14 protein-coding genes are annotated in these 18128 nt (G+C 54.3%); 6 read left to right on the top strand and 8 right to left on the bottom strand.

Annotated elements, in window-relative coordinates; all coding sequences use genetic code 11:
- Positions 1-5: 5 nt before the first annotated feature.
- The gene (locus NQF87_RS07240; protein ID WP_407652026.1) at positions 6-479 is read right to left on the bottom strand and encodes a DUF3576 domain-containing protein; all 474 of its coding nucleotides are present in this window, start codon (positions 477-479) and stop codon (positions 6-8) included.
- Positions 480-1273: 794 nt separating this feature from the next.
- Between NQF87_RS07240 and NQF87_RS07245 the strand changes: the two genes are divergently transcribed.
- The 6 genes from NQF87_RS07245 (at position 1274) to NQF87_RS07270 (ending at position 10228) form a co-directional block, all read left to right on the top strand.
- A complete protein-coding gene (locus NQF87_RS07245; protein ID WP_266127738.1) occupies positions 1274-1546 on the top strand; it encodes a hypothetical protein in 273 nt (90 codons plus the stop codon).
- A gap of 1840 nt (positions 1547-3386) precedes the next feature.
- Positions 3387-3947 carry a hypothetical protein gene (locus tag NQF87_RS07250; RefSeq protein ID WP_266127739.1) on the top strand — a complete coding sequence of 187 codons (561 nt, stop codon included), beginning with the start codon at positions 3387-3389 and terminating at the stop codon, positions 3945-3947.
- Positions 3948-4342: 395 nt separating this feature from the next.
- Positions 4343-7681 carry a Hint domain-containing protein gene (locus NQF87_RS07255; RefSeq protein ID WP_266127740.1) on the top strand — a complete coding sequence of 1113 codons (3339 nt, stop codon included), beginning with the start codon at positions 4343-4345 and terminating at the stop codon, positions 7679-7681.
- A gap of 98 nt (positions 7682-7779) precedes the next feature.
- Entirely contained in the window at positions 7780-8757 is a 978-nt protein-coding gene (locus tag NQF87_RS07260; protein WP_266127741.1) for an AEC family transporter, read from the top strand.
- Positions 8754-9284: a low molecular weight protein-tyrosine-phosphatase gene (locus tag NQF87_RS07265; RefSeq protein WP_266127742.1), complete on the top strand. Its 531-nt coding sequence runs from the start codon at positions 8754-8756 to the stop codon at positions 9282-9284. The genes NQF87_RS07260 and NQF87_RS07265 overlap by 4 nt, the downstream gene beginning before the upstream one ends.
- Positions 9281-10228, top strand: coding sequence for a 2-hydroxyacid dehydrogenase (locus NQF87_RS07270; RefSeq protein ID WP_266127743.1), 948 nt, complete (start codon positions 9281-9283; stop codon positions 10226-10228). The genes NQF87_RS07265 and NQF87_RS07270 overlap by 4 nt, the downstream gene beginning before the upstream one ends.
- Before the next feature lie 91 nt (positions 10229-10319).
- Here NQF87_RS07270 and NQF87_RS07275 read toward each other — a convergent pair whose 3' ends face one another.
- The 7 genes from NQF87_RS07275 to NQF87_RS07305 all read right to left on the bottom strand — a co-directional run bounded on the left by NQF87_RS07275 (position 10320) and on the right by NQF87_RS07305 (position 18106).
- Positions 10320-10784 carry a TM2 domain-containing protein gene (locus NQF87_RS07275; protein WP_266127744.1) on the bottom strand — a complete coding sequence of 155 codons (465 nt, stop codon included), beginning with the start codon at positions 10782-10784 and terminating at the stop codon, positions 10320-10322.
- A gap of 103 nt (positions 10785-10887) precedes the next feature.
- On the bottom strand, positions 10888-11646 hold the full coding sequence (locus tag NQF87_RS07280; protein ID WP_266127745.1) for an NAD kinase: 759 nt from the start codon (positions 11644-11646) through the stop codon (positions 10888-10890).
- An 8-nt stretch (positions 11647-11654) separates the two neighbouring features.
- Positions 11655-12044 carry a hypothetical protein gene (locus NQF87_RS07285; protein ID WP_266127746.1) on the bottom strand — a complete coding sequence of 130 codons (390 nt, stop codon included), beginning with the start codon at positions 12042-12044 and terminating at the stop codon, positions 11655-11657.
- 5 nt (positions 12045-12049) lie between these two features.
- A complete protein-coding gene (gene purH, locus NQF87_RS07290) occupies positions 12050-13642 on the bottom strand; it encodes a bifunctional phosphoribosylaminoimidazolecarboxamide formyltransferase/IMP cyclohydrolase (RefSeq protein WP_266127747.1) in 1593 nt (530 codons plus the stop codon).
- 86 nt (positions 13643-13728) lie between these two features.
- Positions 13729-15270 (bottom strand): efflux transporter outer membrane subunit, encoded by a 1542-nt coding sequence (locus NQF87_RS07295; RefSeq protein ID WP_266127748.1) that lies wholly within the window; start codon positions 15268-15270, stop codon positions 13729-13731.
- Positions 15267-16493, bottom strand: coding sequence for an efflux RND transporter periplasmic adaptor subunit (locus NQF87_RS07300; protein WP_266127749.1), 1227 nt, complete (start codon positions 16491-16493; stop codon positions 15267-15269). Before NQF87_RS07300 ends, NQF87_RS07295 begins: the two co-directional genes overlap by 4 nt.
- On the bottom strand, positions 16490-18106 hold the full coding sequence (locus NQF87_RS07305) for an MFS transporter (protein WP_266127750.1): 1617 nt from the start codon (positions 18104-18106) through the stop codon (positions 16490-16492). The genes NQF87_RS07300 and NQF87_RS07305 overlap by 4 nt, the downstream gene beginning before the upstream one ends.
- Positions 18107-18128: the final 22 nt, after the last annotated feature.

The following is an 18128-nucleotide window of genomic DNA, read 5'->3' on the forward strand; positions in this document are numbered from 1 at the left end:
TTATCTTATTTTCCGCCGCCATTTTCGGCCCGCAGCTGACGGGCACGCTCCAGGATGCGGGATATGATGTCCGCTGCCGTATTGGAGGCGGCGGGCGTATCCTGCCATTCTCCACCATTGATACGGGTTTGGCGGAAAACGCTCAGCCGGATGGCATCCGACCGTAGACGACGATCCAAGATGTAAGCAGCGATCTTAAAACGCTCATCCTGCGAACCGGAAGGCTGATACCAGTCCGTCAGGATGACGCCACCCTGTGCATCGGCGGAGACCATCGGCATGAAGGAGAGCGTATCGATCGCCCCACGCCAGAGATAGGCATTCACGCCGCCACGGAGCTGGTCGTCGCCCCCCTGCGCCCCCCGGTCCACGCCCAGCAGGTGATTGCGGGGCAAGGCCAGCGAAGACGGATTGCGCTTGCCCCCACCACAGCCAGCCAGCCCCCCGACAGCCACCACTGCCATCAGCGACAGGACCATGGGGCGGCGCAGGCCACACCAGAGAACAGATAGACGGGGTACTGGATACGATGACGAAAAGAACATGGGCAAACCTGCGGAAGGCCGTGCCAGGGCCGGTCTTGAACAAGGCTTCCAGCATGGCAGGCGTGGAAGCATCAACTGTCAGAACAGATCAGAACTGTCCCCTTCATATCCTGCCCGCCCGCACAGGCCAAGGGGCATGGTGGGAGAGCAGGCTTGCGGAACTGTAAAAAAAACGCTAGGCCGTCTCTGCGTGTCCGCGTAGCTCAGCAGGATAGAGCACAGGATTCCTAAATAATTGGGCACCGGGATGGCAAACCGCCCGGTGAATTCGCTCAAAGTCGGGGAACGCTAACGCCGTTTCAGGCCATGCCAATCCCGAGCCAAGCCAGCCTAGGTCAACAGGCTGGAAGGTGTAGAGACTGTACGGGTGACACCGTGGCAGGGCAGCCGCCCTGTGGTGAAGAGACAGTCCAGACCACGAACGAGGCCTTACCATCGGGAGGTCCGGCGGCGAAAGCTGAAGTGGTATGAATCCTGGGGTCGAGGGTTCGAATCCCTCCGCGGACACCAATATTACCCACAACAAGCGACAATAAGTATCAAAACACCTCAGAAAACCGCCATTTCTGGCGTAATTTCATGTCACCTAGTAACATTAACGCACAATAGCAGCTATCACCCATCAAGGTAGATTTCTGGGCAGGTTTTGGGAGGCTAGGTAGATGACCCGCAATCAACTAACAGACGCAAGGTCACGGGACCTCAAGTCAAAGGACCGGGAGTACCGTGTGGCCAATAACAAAGGACTCGCTACAGGTTTCCCCCAAAGGGGCCAAGCTACAGTAACCACATTATTTTTTCCGGAAGAAAGAGCCCTAAGCTTCCGCAGCATGATTACAATGACCGCTCGTGAACGTAGCATAGCGAGTGTAGCGGCTCCGTTGGCTTACAACATTCAAAACTGGGCTGAAGAATGGTTCAACCTTCCTCAACACAATTTACTCAATGTTTCTCCTGAGTCTGACCTCGACAATGCTGCCCGCTTCCTTAGCAGTTTTTGAACATTAGGAAAGCAGACAGTCGCGATATAATCAAACTTATGGAATCCAAAGGTTTCTAAGTGTTTCCACTGGCCAAAAATACTCTAAGAGTCAATGGTTATTCCTGCTGGAGATGAAAAACACCCTATATATTTCTCAATAAAATCAGCCGAACGCATTCACTTTGCTTCTGCCCATGAATTAGGGCATCTTCTATTGAATACAGAAGACAAGCTGAATCAGAAACTAATTGCTTTGCCTATTCACTCCTAATGCCAGAATTGAATATCAGAGCACATCTTCCCTTCATGTCGTCCCTCACTCAAATTGTCCATGCAAAAAACGTTGGGCGTTTCTACAGCTGCACTTACCTATAGAGTACACAAATAAGAACCATCAGAAATTGGAAATACCGGATGATGAATATGGGCATAACTAGGTGTCAACACTTGGCAGATGAACCAAACCCCATGCCACGTGAGAAATCAGTTGTTTGAGAAAAGGTACTAGCACAATTATGGAGAAAACGTTTGATAAAACACTATGTGGTAAATATTTAAATATTCTCATAATATAAATTGAGAATCTCCTATTCAATATTTTACTATTACCAATTAATAGAAAGTTAGAGCCAAAGCATAAGAAGCCTGCACTCCGACTTATCAGCACATGAGAGCAATCCTATCCCACAATGTTTAAATTGTAGTTTCATATCGATACAGACCGGCAAATAACCTTTGTGCCCTAGAAGGCTCATCTAACTCATAGATGTAGACCGCTACCATCCTCTCCGTACGAACGTCAGCTTTTCAAGATCATGGCGCACCTACACCCTACTTTATTCCTCAAAAAAGCCGTATTTTAGGATGGGCAATATAGGTAGGTAGATGGGTAAGATTTCAAGAGATTCCCAAAAGGTCCAACCCCAACAAATTCATAACACGTGTTAACACTACTTATAGGAAACAACCCTTTCTAGGGTATTTCACGCTATCCAGCGATACGATTCACAATTATTTAACCATTGCAGCACCGAACACAATCGATACTAAGTAAACAATGCCATATCTTAAAATTCAAGTGAATTAAAAAATTCCCAAACGCTCACCTGCTATTTAATATAAAAACAATAAAACAGCCATATTAATTCACAATCCCTATAACAATTAAGTAGAAATTCCAATAAATTACAGCTATCTTCGTCTCCATAGAAAAATATAATATTTATATTTCCAAATCATTAATAAAAATTTTTTCCCAGAAAGCACCTCCGTAAAGTTTACCCATAAAAAAACAAAATATTACTAAAGATAAAAAATTAATACCATACTCAATATTATATTCATATCAACCGCACAAATAAATTTTTGAAATGCAATTCTCAAAATACGCCAGCGAATTATCGTAAATAGATAATTAAATTATGATAATTTATTATTTTAAATGAATACTAAATATCAAAATTTTATTTTAATTTTCCTAAATTTTGCAAAATAAATGTAAATTTATAAATAAATCTATCCGCATCCCAAAAAACACTTTTTGTAGAAGATGCTTTATCTCAGATACACAATTTTATATGTTCTATAAATATAGAGATAGTATTTTATCTCCGTCTATTAATTAATGCATTGCGATATTTAATTTAAATATTAATTATAAATATATATATATATATTTTCTTCATTAAGAAGGCCGTTAAACATTTACACAACAACAATAAGTTTAAAATACCCGATATTTTGCAATCTAGAAGGCAAAAAAGCTACACAGAGTCGCTCTCGCTCTTAACAATCCCGTGACATTGTTGACCATAGAGGGAGGGAGGTATAAACATGAATCCCGCAAAGGAGACACTAGTATGAAGCAACGAAATATTGCCGCTCTACAAGCCTTCCAAGCTTGGTTCCTCTCTCCAAGCGGACCAAATCTGTTGCATATTCCCCTATACTATCCAACCAACAAAAAAGAGGGAGCAATGGCTATCACCCTCTACCGGCGAAATGGATACCAAGCAGAGCTTTGCCTAATACCACAAGGCTACGACTGTAGATTGAGTCTCCCAGAGGGAATGCCTGTAATACTCACATTCCTCGGTGGATCACTTGATTGTGACATTTCTACCTTGTCTCATTTTCCCCAAATGGCGAACAGCGATTCGTTGCCCGATGGCTTCCTAATACAAATGGGAGAAAATCCCTACAAACCAAGACTAGAGCAACCTCATCCCCTTCTGCTTCAAACAGCAGACAGATACACCCTTCCCCTCTCAAAGGGCGAGGAAAGCAACTCTTCTTTCTCCACCCCTCGCGGAGATGGTGTTCTTCTTTTTTTCAGTTTTTATCAGGAAGATACTGACACTGCTTTGAGCATATTTGAACGTCTCCATTTTTCCCGTGGAGAAACTTCATCAAATCCGTAAAACTCACACGGATTCCTCTGGATTTTTGTAAAAATTTCGTCTACCTCTTGCTCATCACAACCCAACCTCTACCATAGCTGAGGGATACCGATATGCCCGCTTACAACTACAACTCCACCACATACACCTATAACTCTTCATATGATGGCCTGAAGGCAGTAGCTCTCAATCAAGTTCCGAGCAATTGGGTTACGGTGCTGTCCGGTAACACCGTTAGTTCTGGTACGGCTGTCCCTCTCAGTAATTATTATGTCAGTGGCACCTCGATCAACATAGACTCCTCTGGCGGCACCAGTACGAGCAATTCTTTTGCCTACGGTTTCGGAACCGGCAATAACGTTACCAATGCTATCACAATAAACGGTGGGCATGTAGCGGTCGCTAGCGGCGCAACCATGTTCGGTGGAACTGCTCTAAATAAAGGATCCATTGAGGCTGTTGGTGGAGGTGTCATTTCTGGTGGGGTTGTTGGCTCCTCTGGGGCTGTCTTCGCTGGAGCTCTTACAAGCGGGGGACAGGTTTCCGGTTACGGTACGGTTATCAACCCTAATGTTGCCTCCAAGGGTTACGCTATCGTAGGGGGTGGTGCTGGAGACTTTGTCGTTAAAGGGTTTTCCGTTGATGGTCAGGGCGGCGTCATGTCAGGTGGCACGTTTAACCCAGGAAGTGTTTACGGTATCGGTAATGCTGGTGTAGGAACTGGCGGGACTATATTCGGCAGTCAGGCTATTTTTGCAACCGGAACCTCCATAAACCAACTTTTCGTTGGAAGTGACGCTGTACAAACCCTTTATAGTAGTGGTGTCGCTTCGCAATCTACTGTCCTTGGCGGGACCGTCTTAAATTCGGGCGGGACGACATCTGGTGCAACTATACTGAGTGGTGGTTCCCTTAACGTTACAGGAGGGACATACACAAGTTGGCTGCATCCGCAGTTTAAAGTTCAATATGGCGGTTACGGGACTGGAACGTCTAGCAATGACTATATCGGTTCCGGAGCGACAGAATTAGTGGGTCAAGATGGTATTACCTCTAACTCTGTTCTAACTTCTGGTGCAGTTGGGATTGTTACCCAGGGTGGAACAAGCCTCTTTCCGGTTATAAGTGGTGGAACGGAAACGGTCAGTGCAGGGGGTCTCCTCAGCAGCGGCAGTGTAAGCGGTCAAGGCAGCGTCTTCGTTTCTTCTGCCGGTGCCGCCTCCAGTTTAAATGTTTCTTCCACTGGGTTTGCTCAAGTTCTATCTGGCGGAACTGGATATGCTTTCGTAGCCAACAGCGGTGGTACCGTCGTGGTGGACAGCGGAGGCTCTCTCGGTCGTTCTCTTCTGAACAGTGGTGGCACCCTCACCGTTCCTTCCGGAGCTGTTATATATAGTGGGGCTACCCTTAATTACGCAAACACGTCTTTTGCTCTCTCTTCCGGTGCTACTGCAGATTATCTTGTTGCGAGCAATGGGACAGTACTCGCCGTCCCTGGTGCAACGATCGGGAGCATTTATACAGTTAATAGCGGTGTAGGGTCCGTTGCTTCCGGTATTTCCGTTAACACTCTCTTAGCTGGATTTGATCCTAATAATCCCCTGGCCAATGGTGATGGTACTGTTATTCTCGATAGTGGGGGAACTGCGGCCACCTTTGGAGCACAAGGGGGGGCTACCGCCCTCGCCAACAGTGGAACGATTACGAGTGGAGTTAGTATTAGTGGCGGGACCGGTACTCTTCTAAAAGGAGTTTATGTAGCTAGCGGTGCTACGATGCAAGTATCGGGTGGCACTACCAACGGTTCCCCCTACGATGGTTATCTTTATGTTGATACGCCGAACCAGTTTAAAGAACTTGATATTGGAAGTGGTGCGTCGGCATTTGTTGATTCCGGAGCGTCAGTTGGCAGCGTTAATATAACAAATAACGGTATGGGCACAGTTGGCTCTGGGGTATTTGCTAGTTCACTCAGTGTTACTGGAGCAAATGCATCGGCCTTCCTTTCAAGCGGTGCCACAGTCCCAAATGTAGTCCTAGCAAGTGGTGCAACAGTTGAAATTCCTAGAGGTGGAGCGGGCGTCAGCGTTCTTTCGGCAATCTCCGGAGCCACAGGTATCATCGACTCTGGTGCTCGTCTTAATAGCGTCTCTCTTTCTTCCGCTAATGCCACTATCGCATCCGGTGTTTTCGTCAGCAAACTAACTGTGCTAAGTGGCGCATCAGGTGTCTTGATGCCTGGTGCATCTGTCCAACATATTGAAGTCGCCAATGGCGGTTGGATTAGCGGTGCGACTGTTGCCAACAATGGAGAACTAGTTGTTTCGTCCGGCGGGACCGCCATACAAAGTTTGATTAAATATGACAGTGGCATGTGGGCTACAAACCCCTACACTATGGTTCAATCTGGAGGGACTGTCGCAAATGCTACCGTCGCAGGTGCTGGAAGTGTGGGCGAAGGAGCTTCTAATCTAGGGGGACTGCTAACAGTTGAATCGGGTGCTGTCCTGATTAATACATCCATGGGTTATAATGCCCGCATTAAAGTAAATGGGTTGTCCTACGACAGCGGTGGCTCAGTTACTGTCAGCAATAATATCTTAACTGTTTCTGAAAATGGACAAAATTGGCAGATGAGTATCTCTGGCAATTATGATCCAAGCGGTTTTATTCTCAATAATGATGGGGCTGGTAACACCGTTCTCATCTATCAGAAGTGTTTCCTCGCTGGTAGCATGATCCGTACTCCTAAAGGAGAGAAGGCTGTGGAACGGCTCCGCAAAGGAGAGACGGTATGTGTCTATGTGGATGGGAAGGAAGAGACAAGGGAGATTACGAGCGTTATCCAACGCCGGGCTCGCGTTAACAGCTCACAGCCAGAAGATATTGCTGGTTGGTCTATCATTATTGCAAAGGATGCCTTTGCCCAAGGTGTTCCTAATAAAGATCTCTCTGTTACACCTGAGCACTGTTTTTATTTTGAAGGCCGTTTCGTTCCTGTGCGTATGCTCGTAAATGGCGAGTCTATCCGGTACGATCACAGTCAAGTCGAATATGATTATTACCACATTAAAACCGAGCCGCATTCCGTTCTGTGGGCCAACAATACGTTAACCGAAAGCTGGTTGGATACAGAGGTGCAGGACATCTATAAACAGGATTCCTCCGCAGAAGGAATCATGCGTTTAATTACGCAGCAGAAACTTAACTGGGATGAACATGCGGCAGCTCCGCTTGATACCTCACAAGCTTTCGTAGAGCCACTACATTCCAGGTTTTCTAGCCGTGCTAAGAAACTCACTCCTGTTAAACAGTCCTTCTCCAACGAGTCCCTATCAAGTGACATGAGTGCGGATCCTGCTCCTTACATTAGACTTGATGATGGCCGAACCATTCAGCCTCAGCGTCACGAGGCCGGTCGTTATCTTTTCTCCCTACCTGCTCATGCTCGCAAAGCTATTCTTGGTTCTCGAACATTCCGTCCTTCTGAGACTGTAGGCCCCCACTTGGACGATCGACGTGAACTTGGTATGCTGATCGGCCAAGTCTCTCTTTGGACTGGTGAAAAGGAACATATCGTTACTCGCCACTTAACTGAGAAAAACCTCAAGGGTTGGGATGTAATCGAGGCTGGTCCTCATCGCTGGACTAAAGGTGAAGCAGAACTTCTTCTGCATGATGTTCCTGCCTCTGACATAGGTCAGCACATGCTAAGTATCGAAGTCCAAGCAGGGGGGCCATACAAGGCAGCCTAAAGTACATATTCGGGGGAACGATCTGTTCCCCCAGAACTTGAAGTGTTGTAGGCTATCCCCTGCCGCTCCCTCCTTTACATGGAGCTCAGTGGCAGCCCGTGACAACAGCCCTTTTCCTGACAATCATAGAAGCCATCCTGCCCATCCTGGTGACGCTCGGGCTGGGGTATCTGGCAGCATGGAGACGGGATTTCGATTCCCATCAGGCCGGTGTTCTCATCCGGCTTGTCATGCTCTATGCCCTGCCGCTCGCTCTGCTGGCCTCCATTCTCAGCACGCCACGGGAACGTGTCCTCGCGGCCGGCCCGCTCGCCGTGCTGATTCTCATTGCCATGCTGGGAGTCTATGTCCTCCTCTTCGCCTTTCTGCGCTGGGGACTGGGCCGTAAACAGGGTGAAGCCGCCCTGATCTCCATGACGGTGACCGGACCTTCCGTTCCTTTCATTGGCATCCCGGTGCTGGGCCAGCTTTTCGGCCCCACAAGTGCGGTCCCCATCTCGGTAGCGTCTCTCATCATGAATCTGTGCCAGATTCCCCTGACGCTGATCCTGATGAATCATGACCAGCAACGCCAGCAGCGGCAGGATGATGCACCCCCTACATGGCAGGCCACATTACGGGAGCTGGGTGGCCATCTGCTCCATTCCTGCAGGGAACCTGTTGTCTGGGCACCCATGCTGGCTTTCGTGATGGTCCTCGCAGGCATTCACCTTCCACTGCCCCTGAAAAGCTCCCTCCAGCTTCTGGGTCATGCCACGGGTGGAACAGCCCTCTTTGCCTCCGGCGTGGTCCTCTGTGCCCGACAGGTCCGGTTCAACCTCCCGGTCGGGCTGATGGTTCTGGGGCGCACGATCCTCATTCCCCTTGGCGTCTGCGCTCTGGCCTTTCTCTGGCGGCTCCCGTCTCTCACCCTGCAGGAAGGCGTCCTCGCCATGGCCATGCCCAGTGCCGCCATGAATGTCATCCTCGCCATGCGCTATCACATGATGGAGCGTGAAATTGCATCGGTCCTTTTTTTCGGCACGATCAGCTCCATATTTACTCTGGCATTCTTCATATGGCTGACGCACTCATGACAGATACACCCCCTGCACCATCTTTCCTTTTTGTCTGCACCGGCAACATATGCCGCTCTCCACTGGCCGAACTCGCCATGCGCCGGGAAGCTGAAGCCCGTGGCCTGATGATCGACATCGATTCCGCCGGGACGGGCAACTGGCATGAAGGCGACCGGCCAGACCCCCGTGCCCGTGCCACAGCCCGTCGGCATGGGCTGAATGCCGATGTCCTGCGGGCACGTCAGGTCCGGCAGGAAGACTTCGACCGGTTCGATCACATCATCGCCCTTGACCGCTCCCACCTCGCTACCCTGAAAAAACTCAGACCCGCTGACAGTAAAGCACGCATCACCCTTCTGCTGGACCATGTTGAAGGGCAGCAGGGTCGTGACGTCATTGACCCTTATTACGGCTCTGAAGACAACTTCGAGACCACATGGCGGGATGTCGAGGCAGGCTGCAAGGCTCTTGCCACCCGCTATCTGGACCAGCCAGCCGCCACAAAACAGGCTCTTCCGCCTTTCACCGAGAGACATCAATCATGACGGACACCAGTCAGACAAAACGGCCCCTTCTCCTGCTGGAACCCCTCCCTGAGCCTACACTCAGAACTCTGGCAGAACATTTTGTCATCCATCCTTTCAGCACCATGCAGGAGCTGGAAAAGATTACGCCGGACATTCAGGCCATCGCCACGGGTGGCTCCTATGGTGTGGCCCCTGAGGTCATGGCCGCCCTGCCACATCTGAAGATCATTGCCGTCAATGGTGTCGGACTGGACAGGATTGATGTTGCCGAAGCCAGACGGCGTGGCATTCACGTCACTGTCACGACGGACATTTCCACCAACGACGTGGCCGACATGGCCATGCTTCTCCTGCTGGCCCTGAAACGCAACCTGAAGAGCAATGAACAGTTCCTGCTTGATGGCAGCTGGGCAGCCGGGAAGCTCCCCCCGCTGGCTCATTCCCTCAATGGGCGGAAGCTGGGCATAGCCGGTTTCGGACGCATCGGGCAGGCCGTGGCCAGACGGGCAGAAGCCAGCAACATGGATGTGGCCTACTTCAACCCCCATCCTCGTGAACACAGTCCCCTGACCTTCGAGCCTGACCTCAGAAAACTGGCCACATGGGCGGATGTTCTGGTCATCACCCTTCCTGCCACCCCGGAAACGAAACACATCATCAATGCCGACATCCTGAAGGCTCTTGGAAAAGATGGTGTTCTCATCAACACCGCACGGGGCAGTGTCATTGATGAAGAGGCTCTCCTGGACGCCCTGAAGAACAGGTCCATTGCCGGGGCCGGGCTGGATGTGTTCCAGAACGAACCGACCATCAATCCCGCTTTTCTCACGCTAGACAATGTCGTGCTTCAGCCGCATCAGGCATCCGCCACCATCGAGACACGACTGGCGATGGGGCAGAACATCATCGACAACCTGCTCGCCTTCTTCAGTGGCAGGCCCCTGCTGACCCCGGTCTGCTGAAAAACGAACCTTCCAGAATCACGAAAGCCAGAGAAGCCGGTATTACGGCTCCTCTGGCTGCACACTTCATCCCTTCATCAGAGGGAAGACCTCAGAACCATGAACGGCGGTTCTTCACATAGGTCAGATAGAAGTCCTGATCGGATTTCGTCAGGTAGATGACCCCCTCAATGAAGGCGATGACCCCGATGATGAGGCTCGGAATTCCGAACAGAAACAGACCAGAACCCGTCAGCAGCAGCATGATGACACCGGCCCAGTTATAGCCCAGATAGAATTTGTGAACGCCCAGCCCACCAAAGAAAAGGGCCAGAATACCCGCCACCATCTTGGATTTTCCACCAATCTCATCAAAAGCGTTGCCGCCCCTCTCCAGCACCGTGAAGATGGACAGAGCCTCATCATCACGCACTTCAAAATCAACAGCCGTCCCATTTTTCAGGAGATTGCTGTCAGAACCAAAACTGGCTCCCTTGAAGGAATAACGTCTGCCATCATCACCGCTGATGAGACCTTCACCACTCTGCGCATCGTAAGTCAGGATTGTTCCACGCATCTCTTGTCTCCGTACATGCAGGCCCTGCAACCATCAGGGCCATGTCAGGATAAATGAAACGGCATTCCAGTCAGACTGCTTCCAGGCGGGCCGAATCCCCCGGTCACTCCGCAAACTGTTCCGCTATAATTCGTTCAGACAGGCTGTGATCCGGGTCGAACAGGAGAGTCACTTTCTTTTCCTGATCCAGCCTGACGACCACTTCTTCCACATTCCGGATTTCCTCCGGTCCGGCTACGGCAGAGGCAGGCCGTTTGCCCGTATCGGACAGGGTGAAACGTACCGTCACATCCGCTGGCAGCAGGGCACCCCGCCAGTGCCGGGGATGAAACGGTGAAATGGGCGTAAGGGACAGAAGCTCCGCCCCCAGAGGAATGATCGGCCCATGTGCCGAACGGTTATAGGCCGTGGACCCTGCCGGCGTTGCCAGAATGATTCCATCACAGGTCAGGCGTGACATGCGTGTCCGGCCATCAACCTCGATGCCGATATGCACCGTCTGTCGGGTTTCCCGATACAGGAACACGTCATTGAACCCGATGCCCTCATGCATCTCCCCGGAGGTCGTCCTCGCCCACATATGCAGGGGGGCAATCTCCGTATGCTGGGCATAGGCCAGACGCTGCGGAAGATGATCTTCCTCGGGGCTGTTCATGAGGAAGCCGATCGTCCCGTAATTCATGCCAAAAACAGGAATGTTGCGCCCGGGAATATGCAGCAGGGTCTCCAGCATGAAGCCATCACCCCCCAGGCACACCAGCACTTCGGCCTGCTCCAGTGGAACATTGCCATAACGCCTGGTGAAACGCTTCAGGGCACTCTGCGCCGCCTCAGTCGAAGCCGCAACGAAGGCTATGTTCATAAGGCGTCTCAGGGAGACTCACTGCCCTGATGCTCGATCACATCATAAGCTGCCGAACCGGGATAAGCCCCCTTGCGCACATCCAGAGCCGAAGGACAGATCAGCCTGTCCTTGTCATACAGGGCCAGCACCCAGATTTTCTTTCCATCAAGGCTGAGCAGCCCATGCAGCTTCACCTCATTGGCCAGACGGACGAATGGCAGCAGGGATTCCGGCATGACAACATCCCGCCCGTCAGAGAACAGGACGCCATCACCCGTAATCCGGCTGACCGTGCCCGTAAAAACCGGCACGGGCTTCACGTCATACTGGCAGTCCGCCGCCCGGGCTGCCGGAGACAGCATCCCGGACAGACCACATGCCAGCACGAAAAGAGCAGAAAAGCGGGTGATCATCATAAACCTCAATGTCTGAAGTGGCGCATCCCCGTAAAGACCATGGCGATACCGGCAGCATCCGCAGCGTCAATCACTTCCTGATCCCGGATGGACCCACCAGGCTGGATGACAGCCGTGGCCCCTGCCGCAACCACGCTCTCCAGCCCGTCCGCAAAGGGGAAGAACGCATCGGAAGCCGCAACGGACCCTCTGGTCAGGGCCTCGGACTCACCAGCCGCCTGGGCCGCATCCTCGCTCTTGCGGGCGGCGATCCGTGCGCTGTCCACACGGGACATCTGCCCGGCACCGATGCCCACCGTAGCCTGATTCTTCACATAAATCACGGCGTTCGACTTCACATGCTTGGCAACACGGAAGGAGAAGAGAAGGTCTGCCATTTCCTGTGCCGTCGGCTTGCGCTTCGTCACGACCTTCAGCATCTCTTCCGTCACATGCCCGTTATCCCGGCTCTGGGCCAGGAACCCACCGGAAACGGACCGAAAGGACAGCCCCGGTGCCTGTGCATCCGGCACGCCACCCGTCAGCAATAGGCGTAGATTCTTCTTCTTTGCCAGAATGGCCTTTGCCCCCTCGTCTGCATCAGGAGCCACGATCACCTCGGTAAAGATCGCACTGATCTGTTCCGCCGTAGCTTCATCCAGCGTGCGGTTCAGGGCCACGATGCCACCAAAGGCAGAAACCGGATCACAGCGCAGAGCGGCCTTCCATGCCTCGACCAGTGTAGCGGCAGAGGCCACGCCACACGGATTGGCATGTTTGACGATCACCACCGTCGGTTCATCAAACTCTGCCACAGCCTCGAAGGCAGCATCCGTGTCATTCAGGTTGTTATAGCTCAGGGCCTTGCCCTGAATCTGCTTTGCCGTCGCCAGACCGGGCCGTGTACTACCATCACGATAGAAGGCCGCCGCCTGATGAGGATTCTCACCATAGCGCAGCAGCTCGTCACGCTGGCCGGAGAGTGTCAGGACCGGCGGCAGAGCCACCTTGTTGCCCTCTTCATCCCCCTGCCGGATGAACCATGCGGAGATCATCCCGTCATAGGCTGCCGTATGGGTATAGGCAGCCGCAGCCCAGTCCCGACGTTCCGCCAGTGTCGTGCCACCCTGCTCCAGAGCGGCGAGGAAGTCTGCATACTGGGCCGGGCTTGTCAAAATGGCGACCGAGGCAAAATTCTTGGCAGCCGCCCGCACCATGGCGGGGCCACCAATATCAATATTCTCCACGCACTGCTCTGCATCCGCACCGGAAGCCACCGTGGCCGCAAAGGGGTAGAGATTGACGCAGACCAGATCAATCGGCGCAATGCCATGTTCCTGCATCTGCGCCTTATGCTCTTCCCTGTCCCGCCGCCCGAGAATGCCACCATGAATCCATGGCACCAGCGTCTTGACCCGGCCATCCAGAATCTCGGGGAAACCCGTATGCTCGGACACTTCCTTCACCGGCAGGCCAGCCCCACGCAGCGTGCGGGCAGACCCACCAGTGGACAGGATTTCAACATTCCGGGCCACCAGGGCACGGGCCAGATCAACCAGCCCTGTCTTGTCAGAAACGGACAGAAGGGCACGACGGGGAGAAAAGCGTGTATCAGTCATGCTTGTGGCATATCCCCGGCCTTCCCGCTGTGCAAGACAGATTCACGTAAACAGACCGCAAAAAGCCACTTTCCCGTCACCTGCCCCTAGCGGGTCCCCTTCCCGTCCTTTCCATCTCCGGCATCGGCGGTCATGCGCTGCTCGGTGGCGGCAAGAACAGGCTGCCAGCCCCCACCCAGGGCACGATAGAGGCTGACAGCGGCCAGCGTCGTCTCCATCCGCAGGTCCGCCAGCGTCACCTGACTGGAAAGCAGCATGGATTCCGCCCTGTCCACCTCCAGAAACGGCACGGCCCCATCCTCATATTGCAGGCGGGCCGCCCGGTAAGCTTTCCGGTTCTGCTGCACCAGCCCCGTGACGTGCTGATAGCGGAGCTGGAGCTGGGCCAGCCTCGTGATCGCATCATCCACATCCCGCCATGCATTCAGGACCGTCTGGCGGTAAGCCAGAGCGGCTTCCTGCTGCTCGGCCTTCTTCAGGGCCAGTGTTCCCCGCAGGCGTCCACCCTCAAAGATCGGGACATTCACGGTCGGGCCGAGCGTGAAATATTTGGCCGCAGGCATGAAGAAATCGCCTGCCGAAAGGCTCTGCGTCCCCAGATTGCCCGCCAGGTTGATGTCCGGATAGAACGCCGCCTTTGCCGCCCCGACCTCAGCCGTGGCCGCATGGAGACGGGCATCCGCCACCATGATGTCCGGCCTCCGCTGCGCCAGACTGGAGGGCACATCCACCCCGACAGAAACGGGCACATCCAGCTGCGGCTGGACCGGCATCAGCTCCTCCTCCAACGCACGGGGCGGGAGGTCCAGCATGACACCCATCGTATTGATCAGGACCGCCTGCATGTCCCGCAGAGGCGGCAGGGCACTGTCCGTCTGCTCCACCTGCCCACGGGCCTGCGCCACCTCCAAATCATTCGCCGCCCCTTCCTTCTGACGGGCCAGAACGAGGGCCAGATCATGCCTTACAAGAGCCTGATGCCGTTCCGTCAGGCCTATCTGTGCCTGAACCGCCCGCAGACGCAGATAGGCCTCCACGAAATCAGCCAGACGGGCCAGCGCAATGCCACGGGCATAGGCCTGCTGCTCGTCCACACGGGCCTTTCCGGCTTCCACAAGCCGGCGGATGCGGCCAAAAACATCCATGTCCCACGAAACGGAGCCAATATTGGCATACTGCTCATATTGCAGGTTGGACCCCGGGGCGGGCTGGGCCAGCGTCAGGAAGCCTTTCCGGCTCTGCTGTGTCCATGTATAGGACCCGGCCCAGTTCAGGCTCGGCACACCTTCTGCGGCCACAACCTTCAGCTGCCCACGGGCCTGAAGCACACGGGTGGCCGCCTGCCTGATGTCCAGATTGTCCCGTGAGAGCCGGTCAACCAGCCGGTTCAGGACCGGATCATGCCACTGCTGCCACCAGCTGACATCCACCGTGGCGGGGCCTGTGAAACCACGGCTCCGCTTCTCCCGTGCATCAGCAGCCTTCTGCCATGCGACAGGCTGATCATCCTCCTTCGGCGTGTGGTAGTCCTGCCCCATCCGCACACATCCGCCCAGAGCCGCCAGCCCGAACAGGACCAGCCCCATCACGCCGCCCCGACCACAGGCAGACAGACCTTTCATGCTCATTTGTCCGTCACCGCCCGATCAGTCCGTGTCTGGGCACGCACAACGGATACCAGCCCCGTATCCACGGTCGTTTCGACAGAAAGTCCCATCCGCAGCAGGCGGGCATGGGGCTGGCCCGGCACCAGCGTGATCTTGACGGGAAGACGCTGGACAATCTTGGTAAAGTTGCCTGTTGCATTCTCCGGGGCCAGAGGTGCGAAAGCAGCACCGGAAGCCGGAGGCATGCTGTCCACGACGCCATCAAGATCAATGTCATAGGCATCCACATGGATGCGGGCCTTCTGGCCGGGACGCATGTGCTGGAGGGCAAGTTCCCGGTAATTCGCCTCAATCCAGAGCTGGTCCATCGGCACGACGACCATCAGGGCGGCCCCATCAGGCACGTAATTACCACTCTGGACGGTACGTTCCCCAACCATGCCGTCAAAGGGGGCACGGATGGCCGTGTAGGACAGGTTCAGCTCGGCCTGATGCACCCGTGCCCGGTCCACATCCACCTGACGGCGGCTGGAATCCTGACGGGCCTCCAGCACACGGAGCTGCGCCTCGGCGGCATCTCTCTGGGCTTCCGCCGCCTGAAGGGACGCTGTCAGATCATCCAGACTGGCCCGGGTCCGCTCACCCTCTTCCCGGCTGCCTGCGCCATTCAGGGCCAGATGGGCGTAACGACTGGCATTCTGTTTCGCAAAAAGAAGCTGGGCGGACAGCTGGGCCACACGGGCCTTCGCCTCAGCAATGATGGCAGGCTGACGGGCCACGCTGGCGGCGGCATCCATCACGAGGGCACGGTCATGCGCCTCCACCGCACGGGCCTGATCCAGTGTGGTCTGATAATCCCGTGGGTCAAGCTGCACCAGAATATCCCCGGCATGGACGGTCTGGTTGTCATCCACGGCAACAGCAATGACCTGACCGGGCACACGGGGCGCAATGACGCTGTAATGTGCCGTCACATAGGCATCATTCGTCCAGACCCGTGCGGCAGGAACGAAAACGATGGCCAGCACGCTGACTGTGAAAACGAGAATGATCCCTCCAGCCAGCAGGAATGGCCAACGCCGCCGCCTTTCCCTGGCCAGTGCCGTCCCGTCAGCAGGAACCTCCTTCGTGACACTGGCCTGTGGCCGGACGGCACCGGCACCCGTCTGTTCATCCGCTTTCCGTGTCATTCCCGTCTCTCCCGCCCTGTTCCGGCCATCATCCTGCACGTGCTTTCCCTTCATGCCCTGATGGTCTCCTTGTGATGAGCCACCGGATGATCAGGAGATTTCACCTTGCGGGGGGCAAAAACGATCCACGGTGGATAGGTCCGTACAGGGACCAGAAGAATGAAAAACATCATCACCACCAGCAGGGCCGCCAGAACACAGAACAGGTCCGACAGGGTCAGCACGGCGGTCTGATGGTGGAACTGCTCCTTGAGGTAACTCATGCTGCCCCGGTAGCGGGGTCTTCCATCGGGCAGAAGCGGTGTCGGACTCTGGATGAGTGGGCTGCTGCCCTGCACCAGCGCATAACGGTACTGACCCAGATGATCTGCCAGCCTGTCTGAGTGAAGGCCGCCACGCCAGCGGCCAACCAGCTCCATCAGCCATGTGCCACCGACCATCATGAAAGCCCGTGGCATGTTCACCAGAGCCACGGCAAAGGGGGATTCTTCTGCCACCACGGCATTGGTGGACATCAGCAGCAGGGAGGACAGCACCATCACCCCGCCAATGCCCTGGAGAAACTGCCAGATGTAAAATTCCGGCCTCTGCCACACGGAGGTGACCAGTGAATCACCACAGCAGGCAATGAACATGCAGACCATGCCGGAGAAACCGACGATCCGGCAGTCCACATCACGCCGGTTGAGCAGATAGCCCACCAGCGGGGCTATGGCGATCTCCACGGCGGCGACTTCCAGCGTCACGAGATAGCTCTGCTCGGGCCGGTACCCCACAACCCTGGTCAGAAACTGCAAAGGCACGGCAGACGCCGAAAGGGACACCACCACAAACAGGCTGATCCCTCCGACCCCGTAAATATAGTTGTTCCGGCTGAGAAGCTGAAAGCGGAAGAAGGGCAGAGGATGCGTCCATTCATTCCAGATCAGCAGCGGGACAGCCGCCAATCCGATGGCCCCCAGTACGCAGACCAGCGGTGAATTGAACCAGTCCAGCCAGTCCCCAAGAGAAAGGACCGTCGTCAGGCACCAGGCCGCCACGGCAAAAAACAGCAGACCATACCCGTTGAAAATCTGGAGCCTGTGATGCTGCGGCTCCATGACGGGCATCCCGTACCAGATGAGCAGTCCCGCCAGTGCCCCCAGCGGAATGGCCTGAAGAAAGATGAACTGCCAGCTGAGCAGGTCCGTCCACAGTCCTGCCAGCATTGTCCCGAGATAGGGAAAACATGTGGAAACCAGCGTATAGGCCACCAGCCCATAGCTCCGCAGACTGAAGGGCAGTATCTTGAGGATGGAGAACATCAGCAGAGGAATGGCAAAACCACCGGCCAGCCCCTGAAAACTCCGCAGAACATAAAGCAGCAGGGGTGTCTGACAGAAAACGGTCGGCACGATACTGCATACTGCCAGGGCCAGCACGAAAAAGGCCCAACGCCGCAGGCTGAAAGTTATGGCCATCCACGGTGAAAGCCCCGCCCCGATGACCTGGGCGGACGTATAGAGGCTGACAAACCAGCGGGAGGGATCATGGCTCAGCCCCATCCCCCCCATGACATCATTCAGTCCCTGCGCTGAAACCTGTTCGTTCAGTGTCGTCATGATGGCCGTCAGGAGCACACCGGCCAGACCGGCAATGGACGTCATGTGAGCACGGACGGTTTTCAACAGCTCCTCCTGACTAAATGGT

This window comes from Bombella dulcis, assembly GCF_026385505.1.
GTDB classification, from domain to species: Bacteria; Pseudomonadota; Alphaproteobacteria; order Acetobacterales; family Acetobacteraceae; genus Bombella; species Bombella dulcis.